Source organism: Primorskyibacter flagellatus (assembly GCF_014638275.1).
In the GTDB taxonomy this organism is placed as follows: Bacteria; Pseudomonadota; Alphaproteobacteria; order Rhodobacterales; family Rhodobacteraceae; genus Pseudooceanicola; species Pseudooceanicola flagellatus_A.
In genome coordinates, this window is record NZ_BMFJ01000004.1 from 53,153 (window position 1) to 69,456 (window position 16,304).

The 16,304-nt window shown below is 67.2% G+C and carries 8 protein-coding genes; 5 read left to right on the forward strand and 3 right to left on the reverse strand.

Going from position 1 to position 16,304, the window contains the following annotated elements:
• Positions 1–18 precede the first annotated feature (18 nt).
• The 3 genes from IEV87_RS20875 to IEV87_RS20885 are packed head-to-tail and all read right to left on the reverse strand — an operon-like array spanning position 19 to position 4,848.
• Positions 19–1,698, reverse strand: coding sequence for a ShlB/FhaC/HecB family hemolysin secretion/activation protein (locus IEV87_RS20875; protein ID WP_188479665.1), 1,680 nt, complete (start codon positions 1,696–1,698; stop codon positions 19–21).
• Positions 1,699–3,996 (reverse strand): filamentous hemagglutinin N-terminal domain-containing protein, encoded by a 2,298-nt coding sequence (locus tag IEV87_RS20880; RefSeq protein ID WP_188479666.1) that lies wholly within the window; start codon positions 3,994–3,996, stop codon positions 1,699–1,701.
• A 3-nt stretch (positions 3,997–3,999) separates the two neighbouring features.
• The gene (locus IEV87_RS20885; RefSeq protein ID WP_188479667.1) at positions 4,000–4,848 is read right to left on the reverse strand and encodes a tetratricopeptide repeat protein; all 849 of its coding nucleotides are present in this window, start codon (positions 4,846–4,848) and stop codon (positions 4,000–4,002) included.
• A gap of 320 nt (positions 4,849–5,168) precedes the next feature.
• Between IEV87_RS20885 and IEV87_RS20890 the strand changes: the two genes are divergently transcribed.
• From IEV87_RS20890 to IEV87_RS20910, 5 genes are all read left to right on the forward strand, one after another.
• The gene (locus tag IEV87_RS20890; RefSeq protein ID WP_188479668.1) at positions 5,169–13,625 is read left to right on the forward strand and encodes a beta strand repeat-containing protein; all 8,457 of its coding nucleotides are present in this window, start codon (positions 5,169–5,171) and stop codon (positions 13,623–13,625) included.
• 12 nt (positions 13,626–13,637) lie between these two features.
• Positions 13,638–14,165 carry a hypothetical protein gene (locus tag IEV87_RS20895; protein ID WP_188479669.1) on the forward strand — a complete coding sequence of 176 codons (528 nt, stop codon included), beginning with the start codon at positions 13,638–13,640 and terminating at the stop codon, positions 14,163–14,165.
• 145 nt (positions 14,166–14,310) lie between these two features.
• Positions 14,311–14,751 carry a hypothetical protein gene (locus IEV87_RS20900; protein ID WP_188479670.1) on the forward strand — a complete coding sequence of 147 codons (441 nt, stop codon included), beginning with the start codon at positions 14,311–14,313 and terminating at the stop codon, positions 14,749–14,751.
• A gap of 61 nt (positions 14,752–14,812) precedes the next feature.
• On the forward strand, positions 14,813–15,544 hold the full coding sequence (locus tag IEV87_RS20905; protein ID WP_188479671.1) for a hypothetical protein: 732 nt from the start codon (positions 14,813–14,815) through the stop codon (positions 15,542–15,544).
• Between the two features lie 19 nt (positions 15,545–15,563).
• Positions 15,564–16,277, forward strand: coding sequence for a hypothetical protein (locus IEV87_RS20910; protein WP_188479672.1), 714 nt, complete (start codon positions 15,564–15,566; stop codon positions 16,275–16,277).
• Positions 16,278–16,304: the final 27 nt, after the last annotated feature.

Sequence of the window (16,304 nt, forward strand, 5' to 3'; positions counted from 1 at the left end):
GGAGGAGACGCGGATCGCCTACCAGAGCTTTGCGTCGGCACGGACCTGGATCAGCGGGCCGCCGATGCCCGGGCGCCCGAAGGGATCGATCAGCGGCACACCGATGATGCCGGATGCGGTAAACCGCCCAAAGCTCCACGACAGGCCCAGACCGGCCCCGGCGGCGTGTGTCCGGCGGCCGGTGGCGCGATCGCGGACCACCCCGGCGTCAAGGAACAGGTGCGGCTGGATCCGCGTCGCCGCCGTCTGGCGCATCGCGGCGGGAAGCAGACGGGTCCAGACATCCGCGGCCAGGTACAGATCGTTGCGCAGGTAGGCCCCGGTTTCGCCAGCACCGACCGCCTCCTCGTATCCCCGCACGGTCGAAAAGGAGCCGATCGCCATCTGCTCGCTGCCATAGAGCGTGTGCGGGCTGATCTGCGCCCGCAGGTCCGTGACCAGCGTGCCGGCCGCTCCGAACGCCCCCTGCCTCTGCCAGCCGAATTCCAGCCGCGCGAACTGCGCCCGCGGTTCATCCCGCGCGGGGCTGGCAGGGTCGCGGGTCGCGCCGAAGGCATCCAGCCCGAAGGACAGGGTCGCGTCGTAGGAATTGCGCGCCTGCTCCCCGATCCGGATGTGGCGCAGACCGAAGGACAGGGTCGCCACCCGCTGCGGGGTGAGGGCGGCGAAATTGATGACGCGCGTGCCGTCGCGCACGCCCAGGGTCACACTGCCTTCGGTTGTCGAGAACTGCCCCCGCGCCAGCATCCGCGTGACCGAGAGCGAGACGTTGGTCGACGTGCCGAACAGCTCTGCCGCCGGGGACAGCGGCACCAGGTATTCCGAATACCCAAGGTCCAGCTGCACCGTCGTGTAGCCGAAAGGAACCGAACCGGAGAGGGTCAGCGCGTTGGTGTTCTCCGTCCCCGCCAGTCCGACGGTCCAGGTGTCGTTGGCACCGAACAGGTCGTCCACCGTGGTTTCGAAGGTCAGCCGGTTGCGCCCGGTCCCTTCCGAGGCGAGCGTGTCGAACCGCCCCAGCCCGCGGAACCTGTCCTGCTGCAGCCGCTGCACGATGACGTGGGATCCGCCCGGCGTATCGCCCGGCTGCAGCCGCACCGTCGCCTCGACCGACCCGAGCCGGTTCATCTGGTCCAGCCCCTGTTCGAAGTCGCGCAGGTTGAAGGGCCGGGTGGCGGCGCCGGGGAAGGCCGTCGCGATCTGGCGGCGCGCGCGCGGGCCGGTCAGTTCCTCTGCCTCGCCGACAAGGTAGATGCCCTCGACATGACCCTCCAGCACCTCAAGCACCAGCACGCCGGTGGTGAGGTTCTGCGCCGGGATGTAACTGCGGGTGGTGATATACCCCTTGTCGGCATAGGCCCCGTCCAGCGCGCGCATGGCTGACTGGATGTCCGCCCCCTGCATGCAGGCGGGCGCGAAGGGGGCCATCAGCCGCGCGAGCGTCACCTCAGGCAGCAGGGTGACGCCGGTCACCTCGATCCGGTCGATCGGGAAACAGGGGCCACCCCGGGCCTGCGCCGGTCCGGGATCGGGCGCGCCGCCCTGGGGCCGGAACCCGCCAAGGGCCGAGGTCCGCTCGCTCAGCTCCTGCACCCGGCGCTGTTCGACCAGCGGGTCGGTCACGGCCTGTGCCGTTGCGACACCCGCCAAACCAAGCCCCGTGGCCAGCGCCACCGCCGCGATCCCGAGCCTGCGCATCTAGCGGCCTATCGCAGGCACGCGCGCCAGCATGCCAAGCGGCGCATCGCCCCCGCCCGGACGGATGCCGCCGACGGCGCGACCCGTGGCCTCGCCCGCCGTCATCTCCGTGCCGTCGCGGGCAGAGACATAACCGCCCTCCATCTCAACCGGGGTCAGCGACCGGATCACCAGTCGCCCCGCATCCGCCAGCAGCCCGCCGAAGCGGTCCCGCAGGATGATCCACGACGACGCCCCGGACCACAGGTTGTAGAGCCCGCCGGGGCGGCTCACCACCAGCGGGTCCTGCACGGAGGCCAGCCGCACCCGCGCCGCCGTCACCGTCAGATCGGCCAGCGACAGCACCTCTCCGCCCGCGTTGTCGAGAAGATCGGCCGTCACCGTGACATGGCCCGTCGCCGCGATCCGCGCCGGCAGGAAAGCCAGCTCCGAGGTCCCCGCAGACCGGCAGGACCGGCCGCAGGTCATCGTCATCGCGACATGGCCGACCGCATGCGTGCGATTGTCGACCGCCGCAGCGGTAAGAGCGATGTCGCCGCCGTTTGCGTTGATCTCTCCGCCATGGTTGCGGATCGTGCCGCCCGCCGTGACGGTCACGCCGGTCAGGGCGGTGACGATGGCGGTGCGGTCGGCGGCCACCGGGTCGGCGGCATAGGTCAGCGTCGTGACCCGCCGCTTCGGCAGGAAGAACAGCAGCCCGCGTGATCGCCGCACGGTCTGCACCGCGACCGGCGCGGCATCGGCGGTCAGCACGCCCACATCCCCCGCCGCCGCCAGCGTCACGGCGCCGTTGGCCAGCACACGCGCCTGCCGCACCTCAAGATCGCCGCCCGCGCGCAGCACCGCATCCCCCGCCGCGCCGAAGATCAGGCCGAGGTGATCCGCCGTGCTGCCGTGCCGCAGGTCGCCGGTGAAGGACAGGGTCACCGCCCCCTCCACCCCCGACCCGTCAGGCGCGGCGACCCCGTCGATCCGCTGGCCGCCCTGGATCAGCCCGCCGGCGTTGGTGAAGCTGCCGCCGGAGAGCACAAGGCTCCCGTTCTCCGCCACCACGTCCGCCTGCCGCGCGACAGACCTTACCGTCATCGCGCCGACCGTCCCGACAAGATGCCCCGCCGCGCGCAGGCTGCCGTCGACCAGTTCCAGCCCCTCGGCCTCCAGCTGGACCGATCCCTCCGCCGTGACATCCGCGCCGAGCAGGCGCAGGGTGCCGCCGGTCAGGCTCAGGTCCGGGGCGCCGCGCAGCCTGGCCCGCGTCGCGCCCTCCGCGTCGAAGCTCAGCACCGCGCCCATGGAGGTGCCGATGGCGAGCGCGTCGATCGTGCCGCCGCTGACCAGCGCGCTGGCGGTCCCGGTGATCTGCACTCCGCCGGAGGTCGCCGTGACCTCTGCCCCGCGCAGCCGCACCCCGCCGCCATTGACCGAGACGGAGCCCGCGCTTGTCACCCGCCCGCCGTCCACCTCGACCATCCCGTCGGCGCGGACGGAAAACCCGTGCGCCCCGGCAACGGCGGATCCGGCATGGCGCACCCCCGCCCCCGCCCCCGTGACCTCGATCCCGATGCGGTAGGCGTTCAGCACGCCGGGGCTGAGGATCTCCACCATCACGCCCTCAGTCCCGCCGGCCAGGGCGGTGCCGCGTGACCAGCCGAGGCTGGTGTTTCCCGGCACGATGGAGGAATCGAATTCCGTCACCCCATGCCCCGCGCGCAGGGTCAGCGCGGCCTCCGCCCCCTCGGCAGAGATCGCGCCGTTCACCCGGATCCGCTCCGCGATCAGGTCGACCGCGTCCATCTGTCCGGACAGCCCGCCGCCTTCGATTGTGATCGTGCCGCCGGTGACGCGGGCGGTGACGTTGCTCTGGAAAATGCCGGGCGCGATCTGCTGGTCGGCCAGCCCCGCCTGCCCCGTAGTCAGCCCGACGCGACCCGTGTTCACGAAGCGGCCGCCGTCGATGACGATGCCGTTCGGGTTCGCCACGATGACATGGGCGCGCTGGCCCAGAACAGTCAGCGGCCCCTCCAGCCGGGAGGGTGCGGTGCCCGTGACCTCATTCAGGATGGTGCGCGCCGCGGCTGTCCGGTTGTCCAGATCGACCCCGGCAGAGGGCACGGAGAACCGGTCATAGCTGTTACGGCTGATCCCGTTGCGCCCCGGCGCGGCCACACCCACGGTGACCCGCCCGTCGGGGGCGACGGTGACGGTGGTGGCCGTGCTGCCATCGGGCACCACCTGCGCGGACACAGGCAGTGCGGCGAGGATCAGCAGCAGGGCCGGCCGGAAGGCAGCCCCGCCCACGGTCTAGTTGCCGGCCGCCGGCGCGGTGACCGCAGCGGTTGCCGAGGCCTCCGCCGCACGCTTCTGGCTTTCTTCAACCCATGCGCGTGCCATTTTCTGCCCCTCCGCGACCTGCTCCGGGGTCAGCTCCGCCTCGATCTCGTCGCGCAGGGCGGGGGCTTCGGGATGGGTCATCGCGGCGGCTATATTGGCATAGGAATAAGCCTGAACCAGGTTTTTTTCCGTGCCATTCCCTTCGTGAAGGGCTTTTGCCGTTTCAAAAAGACCCATTGCATTGCCACGCTCTGCATTTGCGCTGAAAAGGGCAAACGCACGGGCCGGATCCTTTTCCACGCCTTCCCCTTCCTTATAAGCAACGGCCAAAAGATTGCCGGCGGCAATGTGGCCGCCTTCCGCCGCCTCGGACCACAGCGCGCGGGCCTTGTCCGGGTCCGCAGGAATGCCGCGCCCGTCCAGCATCAGCGCGCCGCAGTTGAACTGCCCGTTGGCATCGCCCATGTCAGCCGCCTTGCAAACAAGCTCCGCGCCCTTCTCGAAGTCACGCAGCACGCCCTGGCCGTCGATGAACATCAGGCCGAAACGGTTGAGGCCAAGCGCCGAACCACCGTCCGCGGCCACCCGGAACAGATCGCCCGCGCGGGTCATGTCGGCCTCTGTACCAAGGCCCAGCTCGAACATGCGGCCAAGGTAGAAGGCGCCGTCCGGCTGCCCCGCCTCGAAGGCCGCGCGGAACTGTTCCGCGGCGGTTTCGAAGTCGCTCTTGTCCAGCGCGGCGACACCCGCCGAGATGTCCGCGAAGGACATGGTTGCAGACCCGAAAAGCACCAGACCGGCAAGCAGCGAACGACCCATTTGAAACCCCTTTTTTCCCAAGGTGGAGAAGACAGCCAAAGCGGCCCCTATCCGAGTCTGAGCGGCTCCGCCAAGCGCAATCTTTTTAAGCCGCACACCCGGTTTCATTTCCCGCGGACAGTGGTGCAAAAAAATCTCAATTGCCTGAATCGATTTTTTTGGTTTACGTCGCGATCATGTGAACTCTTCGCCTGCAGGAACCCTAATTGCGCCCGAATCATATTGCCGTCCGGATCCCGCAGCGCCTTTTGAATAAACTACATGAACTTTTTACTGCATTTTTATGTGCAGTGCTGATCGTCCAGCCGGTGATGACGCAGATGGCCTCCGCACAGGAGGTCGTGATCGACCCGAACGGCAACGTAGGGTTCGCGCCCACGTTGAAGAAGTCAACTCGCCCTCAGGTTGTTGACATCGCCAAGCCGGGCAGCGGCGGTGTTTCCCACAACCAATACACGCGCTTCGACGTGACCTCACAAGGGGTGGTGCTGAACAACTCCACCGGATCGGTCACGACCCAGCTTCAGGGAACCATCGCGGGCAACGCCAACCTCGCCGGGACTCCGGCCACGACCATCGTGAACGAGGTGCGCAACACCACCGCCACGACCAGCCTCGTCGGCCCGGTCGAGGTCGCGGGCACCAAGGCACATGTGGTCATCGCCAACCCGAACGGCCTGACCTGTTCGGGCTGTTCCTTCATCAACGCGGGCGAGGCGACGCTTTCCACCGGCGTGCCGGGCGTCAGCGGATCCACCGTCACCCTGAACGTCACCAAGGGCACCGTCACCGTGGGCCGCAACGGGCTCGACGGGGCGGCGCGGGGCGTGGACACGGTCAACCTCGTTGGCCGATTCGTCGTGGTCGATGGCCGCGTGACCGCGCGCGACCTCGTCAACGTGCAGTCCGGCGCGCTGAGCTATTCCAGCGCCTCGCGCGCCTCCACCGGCGCGCTGACCGGAGCCGGGACCACCCGCGACTACGGCGTCGACGCCACCAGCTTCGGCGCGATGGAGGCCGGGCGCATCACCATCGTCGGCAACGAGACCGGCTTCGGCGTGCGGGCGCAGGGCGCGCTGTCGGCCAGCGCCTCGAACATCGCGGTTTCCTCTCCTTCCGACATCATCGTGCGCTCCGCCACGGCGACCGGCGGGGTCAGCGTCAACGCCTCCTCCGGCAGCGCGACGGTGGAACGGGACGTGGTGTCGACCAACGCCGCCGTCTCCGTCACCGGACGGACCGGGGTCACGCTGTTCGATACCGCCGGCGTCTACGGGCGCACCGGGGTCACCTTCTCCTCCTCCCACGGGGCGGTGGACATCAAGGGCAACATCCAGTCCGACAGCTTCCTGACGGCGACGGCGACGAACCAGACGCTCAGCTTCGGCGGCTATGGCTATGCGCTTGGCAACGCCACCCTGACCGGCAAGGCCGGGCTGTCGGTCGAAGGCGCCACGATCATCGCGGACCGGCTCACCGGCTCCTCCACCAACGGCGAGACGAAGCTGGCCTTCTCCGCGCTGTTCACCGGCAACGATGTCGGCGTGACGACCAGCGGGTTCATGCTGGGGCAGGACGTGGTGGTCGAACCGCTCGCCTCCGGCAGCAGCAAGCTCGTCGTCGCCGCCACCGGCACCTTCCGCAACGCCGGCGACCTGAGGCTCATGCCGACCGCGCAGATCTCATTCGGCAGCAGCTTCGTGAACGAGGCGACCGGCGTGATCGGCGCGGACCGGCTGTCCGCCCTCGCAAACAAGACCGTCACCAACCGGGGCGTAATGACCTCCGACGGGTCCTTCTCGCTTTCGATGACCAGCTTCACCAACGAAGCGACCGGCATCGTGCTCGGCAGCGGCATCACCCTGACCAGCGCCGGGATCCTGCTGAACGACGGGCTGATCTCTGCTTCCGCCGACGCGCGGCTGACCGCGACGACCACGCTGACCCAGAACGGCGCGATCCAGGGCAACGGGGTCTACCTGACCGGTGCCACCGTGGTCGCCAAGGGCGCGTCGGACATCCGGGGCACGGCGACGGTACAGGTCTCCGCCTCCTCCGCCTTCACGCAGCAAGGCACCATCGCGACGCCCGGCACCGTGACCGTGACGGCGCCGACCTTCACCAACACCGGGTCGATCACCAGCCAGAGCACCCTGACCGCCACCGTGAGCGGCACCATCCTGAACGAAGGCGCGCTCGTCTCCTCCACGCAGCTCACGCTGAACGGCACTGGGGCGATCACCAACCGCGGCGTACTGGCCAGCTACCGGCACGCGACGCTGACGTCCTCGGGCACGATCGACAACTCCGGCACGATGCAGGTGGACCAGACGCTGACGGTGAACGGGCCGCGCTTCCAGAACTCCGGCCTCAACGCGCTGGTGCGGGCGAAGAAGGGGCAGATCAACACCGACGTCATCACCAACTCCGGCAGCGTCTACCTGATCGACACGCTTACCCGGTCCAACGTCGACCTGTTCGACAACAACGGGATCTTCGCGACCCAGGGCTCCGTCACCATGACGGGCCGGGATTCCGCCTCGCGCTTCGTGAACGGCGCGGATGGCGTGGTGCTGGCGGGGCTGAACCCCGACACGGCCACCCAGACCCTGACCGCCGGGCGCGGCGTGGTGATGACCTTTGCCGGCATGACCCTTGGCGGCAAGGTGGCGGGCAGCGGCAACATCACCCTCTCCGGCCCCGCCTCCCTGACGCTCACCGGCCTGGTGCAGAGCACCACCGGAACCGTTCGGCTCGACGCCCCGACGCTTCGCATCACCTCCACCGGGAAACTGGTGACCGGAGGCATCGCCGAACTGGGCGCGACGACCTCCTTCCGCAACGACGGGCAGATCACGGCGGGCAACCGTCTGCAGCTGCTGGCCAACTTCGTCAGCATCGACAACCGGGGCGGCATCTACACCGGCACCGGGAACACCAACATCGCGATGTCGGGCGCGTTCACCAGCCCCGGCGCCTTCGTGACCGACGGCACGCTGACGATCAGCGCGGGCAGCATCTCCTCCACCGGCGCGCTGCAGTCCGGCGGGGCGCTGTCGCTGACCTCGCAGGCCGGGCTCAGCCTCGGCGGGTCGGCCGTCACCAACAGCTCCATCACGCTGAACGGCACCTCCATCGGGATCAGCAACGACACGCAGGTCTCGGCCACGCAGCTGAACCTGACCGGCACCAGCTTCTCCAACGGCGGCGATGTCGCGCTGACCGGCACCTCCAACAACACCTGGACGCTGAGCGGCGGACTGACGCAGAGCGGTCTGACCTATGCCGCCGGCGACATCCGGATCACCGCGGCCTCCGCAGGGATCAACGCGGGCAGCCTGCTGTCGTCGAACAAGGCGGTGATCTCCACCACCACCGGAAACACCTCGGTCAACGGACGGGTGTCCGGGGCGACGGTGACACTGGCCTCCTCGACCTTCACCGCCTCCGCCGACTCCGTCATGACGGCCACCGGGAACATCACCGTCACCGGGTCGGCCAAGACGCAGCTTCTCGGCGAGGCCAGCGCCGCGTCGCAGCTGATCGTCACCGGACCAGAGATCATCACCAACGGGCGCGCCTTCGCCAATATCGTCACGCTGAACGCCACCGGTACCAGCGTGCAGACCAAGGGCAGCCTGTTCGCCTATGACCGGATCGCCATCACCGCGGCGTCGAGCCTGACCAACACCGGCCTGATCGAGGCGCAGAACAAGGTCACCGTCAACGCCGCGTCGATCTCCAACTCCACCCCCGGCCAGATCACCACGACCGAGATGATCCTGACCGCATCGGACGGCGTGACCAACACCGGCGGGCTCTACGGGGCGAAGGACATCACCGTCACCGCCGACAGTCTCAACAACGCATCCGGTGCCACGATCGAGGCCGGGTCGCTTGGCTTCACCCTCGCGGGATCCTTCACCAACACCGGCAGCATCGACGTCTTCGGCCTGTTCGGCAAGGCGGGCGGCAGCGCCACGATCAACGGGCTGATCGACGCAGAGACGTACTTCGGCCTCGACGCGGCCAGCCTCACCATGGGGACCAGCGGCACCAACATCGGGCAGATCAAATCCAAGGGCCACGTCTACGCCGGCGTCACCGGCGCGATGAGCCTCGGCGTGTCCAACGTCATCGACTCCAAGGGGGTCGACCTGCGCGTCGGTTCCCTGTCCTCCGCCGGGACGCTGCGCGCGACGGACATCATGGCCGTCACCTCCGCCACCGGGAACATCGCCAACACCGGCGCGATCTACGGCAAGACCATCGCGCTGTCCTCCGCCAAGGACGTGACCAACACCGGCACCATCGGCGCGGTCGGGGTCTCCGGCCAGTCGACCACCACGCTCGCCCAGATCCGGGGCGGCACGGTGTCGACCAACACCACCGCCGTGGTCACCAACTCCGGCACCATCCGGGCCGACGACATCTCCATCCAGACGCAGGGCACCGTGTCCAACAACGCGGGCGCCACGATCCACGCCACCAAAACGGCCGAGGTCAATTCGACCAAGGCGGGCATCGTCAACGTCGGCATGCTGCGCGGCAAGGATGTCGACGTGCTCGGCAAGACCGACTTCGACAACCAGGGCACCACGCTGGCGACCGCCACCGTGCGCGCGCAGGCCGGGACAATCCGCAACCGGGTCATCAACGGCAGCGCGGCGAAGATCCAGGGCGACGTGATCTCGCTCGACGCGGACGCGGGCTGGATGGCGAACGACGGCACCATCGCGGGCACCACCGCTACCGGCATCCGGGCGCGTAACGGGTCGATCACCCTCTCGGCGGGCAGCGTCACCGGGCGCGACATCTCCCTCATCGCGGCGGGTGGAGGCGTCTGGGTTCCGATCAACCTTTCCGCCGCAAACTCGATCTATGCCGAGGGCGAAACCGTCGCCATGCGCGGCACCACAACCGGCACCAATGCGGTCACGCTGGTCTCCACCGCCTACAACGTGATCGTCGACAAGACCATTACGACCAAGAAGCTGATCATCGAGGCCGCCAACGACCTGGAAACCAAGGCCGGGCTCATCCGCGGCACCGAACTGGTCCAGGTCCGCGCCAGCGACATCACCCGCCCCGATACCACGGCCACCAACCGCAAGCTGAGCGTCATCTCCGGCACGCTAAAGGACGTGGTCGTCGAAATCCGCAACGGCGACTTCGGCACCTATACCGAGGCCGACAACTCCGGCTACGAACTCGCGAACCTCACCGCGTCGGGCTCCATCAGCCTCGCCGCGACCGGCGGCAAGGCCTACCTGCGCGGCACGATCAATGCCGCCAACGACGTGGTGATCCTGTCCAGCGGAGAGCTTTTCCTGCGCTCCGCCACCATCACCTCGGGCAAGGTGCTGCACCTGGAAAGCAACAACCGGGTGAAGCCGCAGGGATCGGTCACGCTGAACCCCGGCGACGCGCTGGAAATCATGCAGGGCAGCGGCTGGTTCTATACCAGCGAATGGCTGACCACGCAGAACATCAACTACAACCTCGTCGCCTTCGCCAAACGGATCGTGGTCGACACCGACCAGCGCTTTACCGGCCATGACGTGACCTTCCGCGCGACCGAGAACATCGTGCAGCGCGACCACGTCATCTCCGCCCGCAAGATCCTCTATGCCGCCGCCAACGACATCCTGATCGAATGGGACGGTTTCGACTGGCGCGACGCCAATCCGGGCGTGGCCAACACCGGCGATTACTGGAACGTGGCCGACGCGGGCATCCGCGGCCACACCCTGCTGGCCCAGGCCGCCGGGATGACGCTCTACGCGGGCAACGACATCCACCTGATCTCGGGCAAGATCCACACCGGCGGCGACCTCGCGCTGGTGGCGGGGGGCAATATCCTCTCCGAGCCGTTCTACCTGGAAAGCTACGAAGACAGCCGCCCCGGCGGGATCGGCTGGTCCTTCGACAGCAAGTACAAGGCCGTCCTGTCGGGCCACAACATCAACAACGTCCAGCTGACCGAACTGCGCGCCTACGAAAACATCCTCTCCGCCACCGGCAGCGTATCGATCATGGCGACCGGCAACATCGACCTGATCGGCACCCAGGTCACGGCGACCAACGGCGGCATCACCATCCACTCCGCACAGGGCACCATCACCATGGCCGCCGCGCCGGGGTTCTGGATGTACAACCACCAGACCACGACCACGAAGAAAAGCTGGTTCGGCCTGAAGAAGACCACCATCACCACGACCTACGACGCCTACGACGACCTCTACAAACCCACCACGATCAAGGCGCAGAACGGTCAGGTCTACATCGCCAGCGCTGCCGCGCCCTCGGGTGACTACAACCGGATCATCAGCGCCGGCACCCAGATCGTCGCGAAATCCATGCTGCTGTCGACGCTGAACGGCGGCGCGGGCGGCGGGTCGATCACGCTTGGCACCTATGCGGCGGAATCCCGTGTCTCCACCACGACCAAGTCGAAAAGCACCTTCATCGGGATCACCTACCGCAACCGCACCAACTCCACCGCCAAGACGGCGACCTTCAACTCCGGCAACGACCTGCTGGCGGATGACACGCTCACCATCACCTCGGGCAAGAATCTGACGATCCAGGACGGCAACCTCGCCGCCAAGACGATCACCCTCTCCGCGCTTGGCAACCTGAACATCCTCGCCTCCATCAACTCAGAAAAGAGCCAGAGCTACACCAACAAGCAGAACCTCGTCACGATCACCACGATCCAGGAGGGCTACGACCGCCAGACCGCCTCCCTTCCGCAGATCACCTCGCCCAACCCGGTGGTGTTCTCCATCGGCGGGTCGGCACATATCGCGGCGGCCCCGGCGGTGAGCCTGAACTCGCAGCTGCTGACGATCATCGGCTCGCGGACCTTCGGCACGACGCTGGACCCGCTGCACACCACCGCGGCGCGCACCGCTGCGGCGGCCACGGCGGCAACCGTCACCACCGACTACACCCGCGCCTACGCCCTGCCCGGCGCGACGAACGGGGCGCAATACGCCTACCTCGACCAGCTGATGGACGACTACAACGCGACCTACAGCACCATCATGCTGCGCGACCACAGCTGGTACGACAAGCAGGTCCGCCTGACGCCCGCCTTCCAGGCCCTGCTCTCCATCGCCGTCAGCGCGGTGACGGGTCCGGCCGGGCTCGGCCTCTCGGGCTGGCAGGCGGCGGCGGCGAACGCGCTGATTTCCGGCGGGATCGAGGGCGCCATCACCGGCAACCTCGACCCGTCGCAGGTGCTGCGCAACGCGGTACTCGCGGGCGGCTCGGCCTATATCTCCGGCGTCATCACGACGAACTTCCAGCTTGGCACGGCGCTCGGCCTCTCCGACGCAAGCCCCTTCGCCAGCGGCCTCGGCGCGCAGTTCTCGCCCCAGGCCGTGGTGAACCGCCTGAGCGACCAGATCGTCAACAGGATGGTGACCAACGTCGTCTACGGCCAGCCGGTCTTCTCAGGCTTCGACACGCTCGGCCGCACCTTCCTCGTGACCGAAGCCATGGGCGTCGTCCAGTTCGGCATCGGCAACCTCGGCACCGGCACCGCCAGCTGGGAGGGCTCCCTCCCCCATATCCTCCTGCACGGAGGCGTCGGCTGCGTCGCGATCCTGGCTCTCAACGGGAACTGCGCCAGCGGCTTCTTCGCGGGCGCGAGCCAGGCGGTTCTGGCCGGGTCGGGGCTGAGCAATGAACAGAAGGCGGCGCTGGCGCCGCTGATCGGGGGGCTGGCTGGCTTCCTCTGGGCGGATGGCCTGGCAATCGGCGTGTCCTTCGGGTCCACGATCGCCACGTCGGGGCTTGCAAACAACTACCTCCACCACGCGGAAGCACGGCGCAAGGCAGAGATCGTCGCGGCACTGCAGGTCTGCCAGTCACAGAGCAACTGTACCAACGCACAGATCAACGCGCTCCAGCGTGAGCTTGACGAAATCGAAACGCTCGACCGGGTCCGGGACGCCGCGGCGATGGCGGCGTGCCGCAACCAGATTTCTCAGGCGTGTTTCGAGGCAATCCGCGACGTGAGCGCTGCGGTGGACTCCTATCTCGGCACGTCCGACGGCTTCAACCAACTCTGGGCCGATAACCAGCGGGCCGGTCTGCTGCGCGGAACCATCATGTCCGGGCCGGCGTGGAATCCGGAAGCCTTCGGTCTGGGCATGGTCGCAGGCGCGCTCGCCGTGACCAACGTGATGGCCTTCAACGCCACCATCCGGTATGCCGCCCAGATCTGCGCGCGCGAACCGATTTGTACGGCTGCCGTCGCGGGCGAGATGCTGGGAACCGAGGTTCTTGCGGAATTCTCCGGCACCAATGTGGTCGTAAGCAGCGGAACGAAGCGTCTCGGCACCGTCGATCTCACCGTGCAGCCGATCACCTTAACCCGCGTGACGCCGCCGCAGTCCGAACGCGATACCGTCGCCATGCTCGGCGGGCTGAGCGACGACCTGCGGATACAGGTCAGCTACTTCAACGGTCGCGAAGTCCGCTATGGATACCCCGGAAGCGTCCGGCCCGACATTGTGGTGTGCAACGACATCGCCTGCGAAGTGAAGAACTATGACCTGAGCAACGGATACTCCAACCTGGTGAGAAACGTTGCCGGGCAGGCGGCACAGCGCGAAGTGCATCTTCCCGCCGGCATGGTCCAGCAGGTCTACATCGATATCCGCGGACAGACTGTCACCGCCTCGACCCAGGCGGCCATCCGGGTGTCGATTGAAACGCAGACCAACGGTGTGATACCGGCATCCAGCGTGTTCTTCATCCAGTAAGAGGCAGAATCGGTGGCGGCAGACATCCACCCCGCGGTGCGGCAACTGACGAATACCTTCGGCGTCATCGGTCCCGGCCTTCTTAAGGTCGTCGGAGCGCGCTCGGATGTGCTCGGCTTCTTCCTCCTTCTGGACCGGGTCGCCGCACCCGCGGATTTCCCCCTGATCCGGAGCGATTTCTTCAGGGGCTGGGTGTCGTGCGGGGATGAGGCCACGCTGCAGGCCGAAATCGGTGACATCAGGGCTCTGTTCGCAGGTCTGCCCGCAAAGGACGACCTGCTGGCCGAATGCGAATTCACGGCAGAGTTTCTCGATCATACCGGCCGAGGGACACTGCTCGACATATGCGAGATACATCTCGCCGCAGCAGAGGCCGCGATCGATACGATGACCGAAATGGTCAGGCTCACCGGCCCGCGCGACACCTACCGCATCGGTGCTGGCCCGACTTCCATCGTCGCCAACGCGCGCATGAGCAGACTGCCAAGGGACGCCTATTTTCAGCCCGGCCCGCCGCTGTGGCTGTCATCCGAGGTCTGATACCTCAGCCGTGCGGACAGTGGTGATCTCCGTTCCCGTATCGGCCACCGCAATCGGGGCCTCACGACCGGCCCCGGCCGGGTCCAAATACCGCAGCCGATGACCTACGCCATCGGCCTTGTGGTTCCGCCGCTCATGTTAGGAAATGGAACGATTGTTGACTGACCCTCACACATTTGCATCGCTTGTGTCCGACAACCAATGCAAAAGTCTTCTCAGGGATGCTCAGGAAGCGTTGACCCTGGTCCCAAGCATTCCACCGAAGTTCCTGCAAGAGGCTCGTTCCGCTCTCGACATCGCCGAGAGGGTTGCTGGTGGAGAAACCTCGCTCCTGCCTGAACTCATTCGCACGGTGAACGACGTCGACACCGAAAACGACTTCCCGACATGGGCAGGCCTGGTCGGCCATGACACCGACATCGCTGCCGCTCTCGACATCGGCGGATATGCCTGCGGGTTCGTTGCGCGCATTGTGGCGGAGCGGACGGGTTACGACCTGTTGCCTGACCCGGTTATCGAGGCGCGGCCTGAGTATCGCGATTATTTTGTGGCACAGTTGGAACGACTCCGACTTGCAGCTCGCTGATGCTGACTCAGGCTGCAATCTGCATCAGCCGGGCCGACGTCACCAAGTGCGAACCTGTCCGATGGGTCACTCTCAGAGGAACAACCACCTGAAAACCGAAATCCTCGCCATCACCGCCGCCACCGCCCCCCGCGCCGCCGAGGAAGGCTGGCGGTTGCGCAAGTCCGGGACGCGCTTTTCCCGCGATCTCTGCCCGGGCGTGACTTTGCATGTCGAACCGCGGTTCATCTTCCAGCACCAGGGCCTGATCTGCCTGACTGCCCCTGTCGCCCCGGTTGAAAGCCGGGCCGTGGGCCGGGTGCTGAAACAGGTCTTCGGGACCTCCGGTATCGGTCCGGTCTGCCATGACTTCAACGTCATCAATGCCGATCCCGACCGCCGCTCTCCGGGTCTGAAGGCGCGGTTCGATGCCTCCTCCGTGCACTTCATCGACATGGAGGTCCCCGGCTACGACGACTCCAACGGCCACTACCAGACCGAAACCCTGCCCGACTACCTTGCCGAACTGCGCAAGACCGCACTGACCGTGATGCAGGAGGACTACGACCTCAGTTCCGAAGCCGCGTTCCTGCGCAGCCTGCCGACCCGCCGCACTCCGGGGGATGCGTACTACGGCAATCCCCACACCGCACACGTCTCCTTCGCCGTCACCCGCATCCTGTGCGGAGAGACCGACGCCGTCGCCCGCCTCCGCGCCGACCACCCGGACTGGATCGGCGGACAGGCTGCAAAGCTTCTCGACCGGCTGGAGGCCGCCGCGCCCGAAGTCGCGCCGCTTGCCGACGGGGCCTGAGCGACGCATGGGGGACTGGATGAGCGGCCACCTGAAAACCGAAATCCTCGCGATCACCTCAGCCTCCGCTCCCGGGGCCGAGGCGGACGGGTGGCGATACAGCAAGTCCGGGCCGCGCTTTTCCCGCCTCCTCTACCCGGGCGTGACGCTGCATGTCGAACCGGGGTACACCTTCATCGAAAAGGGGCTCATCTGCCTTGCCCAGCCTCTGGCCTGGGTCCGGAGCGATGCCTTCGCGACCGCGCTGAAGCAGGTGTTCGGCAAGACCGGAACCGGGCCGGCACTCTGTTCCCTGCGGACGCCGGACCGGGATCGTCGCCTGCCTGGTTTTCTCCGGCAGTTTCCGACCCCTTCCGTGCATTTCATCGACATCGATGCGCCCGGCTTCACGCCCGAGAAGGGCTATTTCCAGACCGAAGCCCTGCCGGACTACCTGGCCGGTCTGCGGACCACGCTGGCCGCAATCGCGGCGGAGGACTTCTCGACGTCCTCGGAAGCAGCCTTCCTGCACGGACTGCCCGCGGCCTGCGATCCGGTGACGATCGCCACGCGTTACCACTGCGCACCGCACGGCGCGATGGCCGCCTTCGCCCTGACGCGGATGCTCTGCGGCGAAACCGGCGTGATCGACAGGATCCGGGCCGACCATGGTCAGGCCCTGCACTGGCGTGACGCGCAAACGCTGGAAACGCTGGCCGGCGCGCCTGTTCCCCGCGTAATAACCGCGGAGTGACCCGTTCGATGCCCGCTCCACCGGAAA

Excerpts from the sequence above, each read along its gene's own strand:
- IEV87_RS20875 (WP_188479665.1), bottom strand. The coding sequence starts at position 1,698 with ATGCGCAGGCTCGGGATCGCGGCGGTGGCGCTGGCCACGGGGCTTGGT.
- IEV87_RS20885 (WP_188479667.1), bottom strand. The coding sequence starts at position 4,848 with ATGGGTCGTTCGCTGCTTGCCGGTCTGGTGCTTTTCGGGTCTGCAACC.
- IEV87_RS20890 (WP_188479668.1), top strand. The coding sequence starts at position 5,169 with ATGGCCTCCGCACAGGAGGTCGTGATCGACCCGAACGGCAACGTAGGG.
- IEV87_RS20900 (WP_188479670.1), top strand. The coding sequence starts at position 14,311 with ATGGAACGATTGTTGACTGACCCTCACACATTTGCATCGCTTGTGTCC.
- IEV87_RS20905 (WP_188479671.1), top strand. The coding sequence starts at position 14,813 with ATGGGTCACTCTCAGAGGAACAACCACCTGAAAACCGAAATCCTCGCC.
- IEV87_RS20910 (WP_188479672.1), top strand. The coding sequence starts at position 15,564 with ATGAGCGGCCACCTGAAAACCGAAATCCTCGCGATCACCTCAGCCTCC.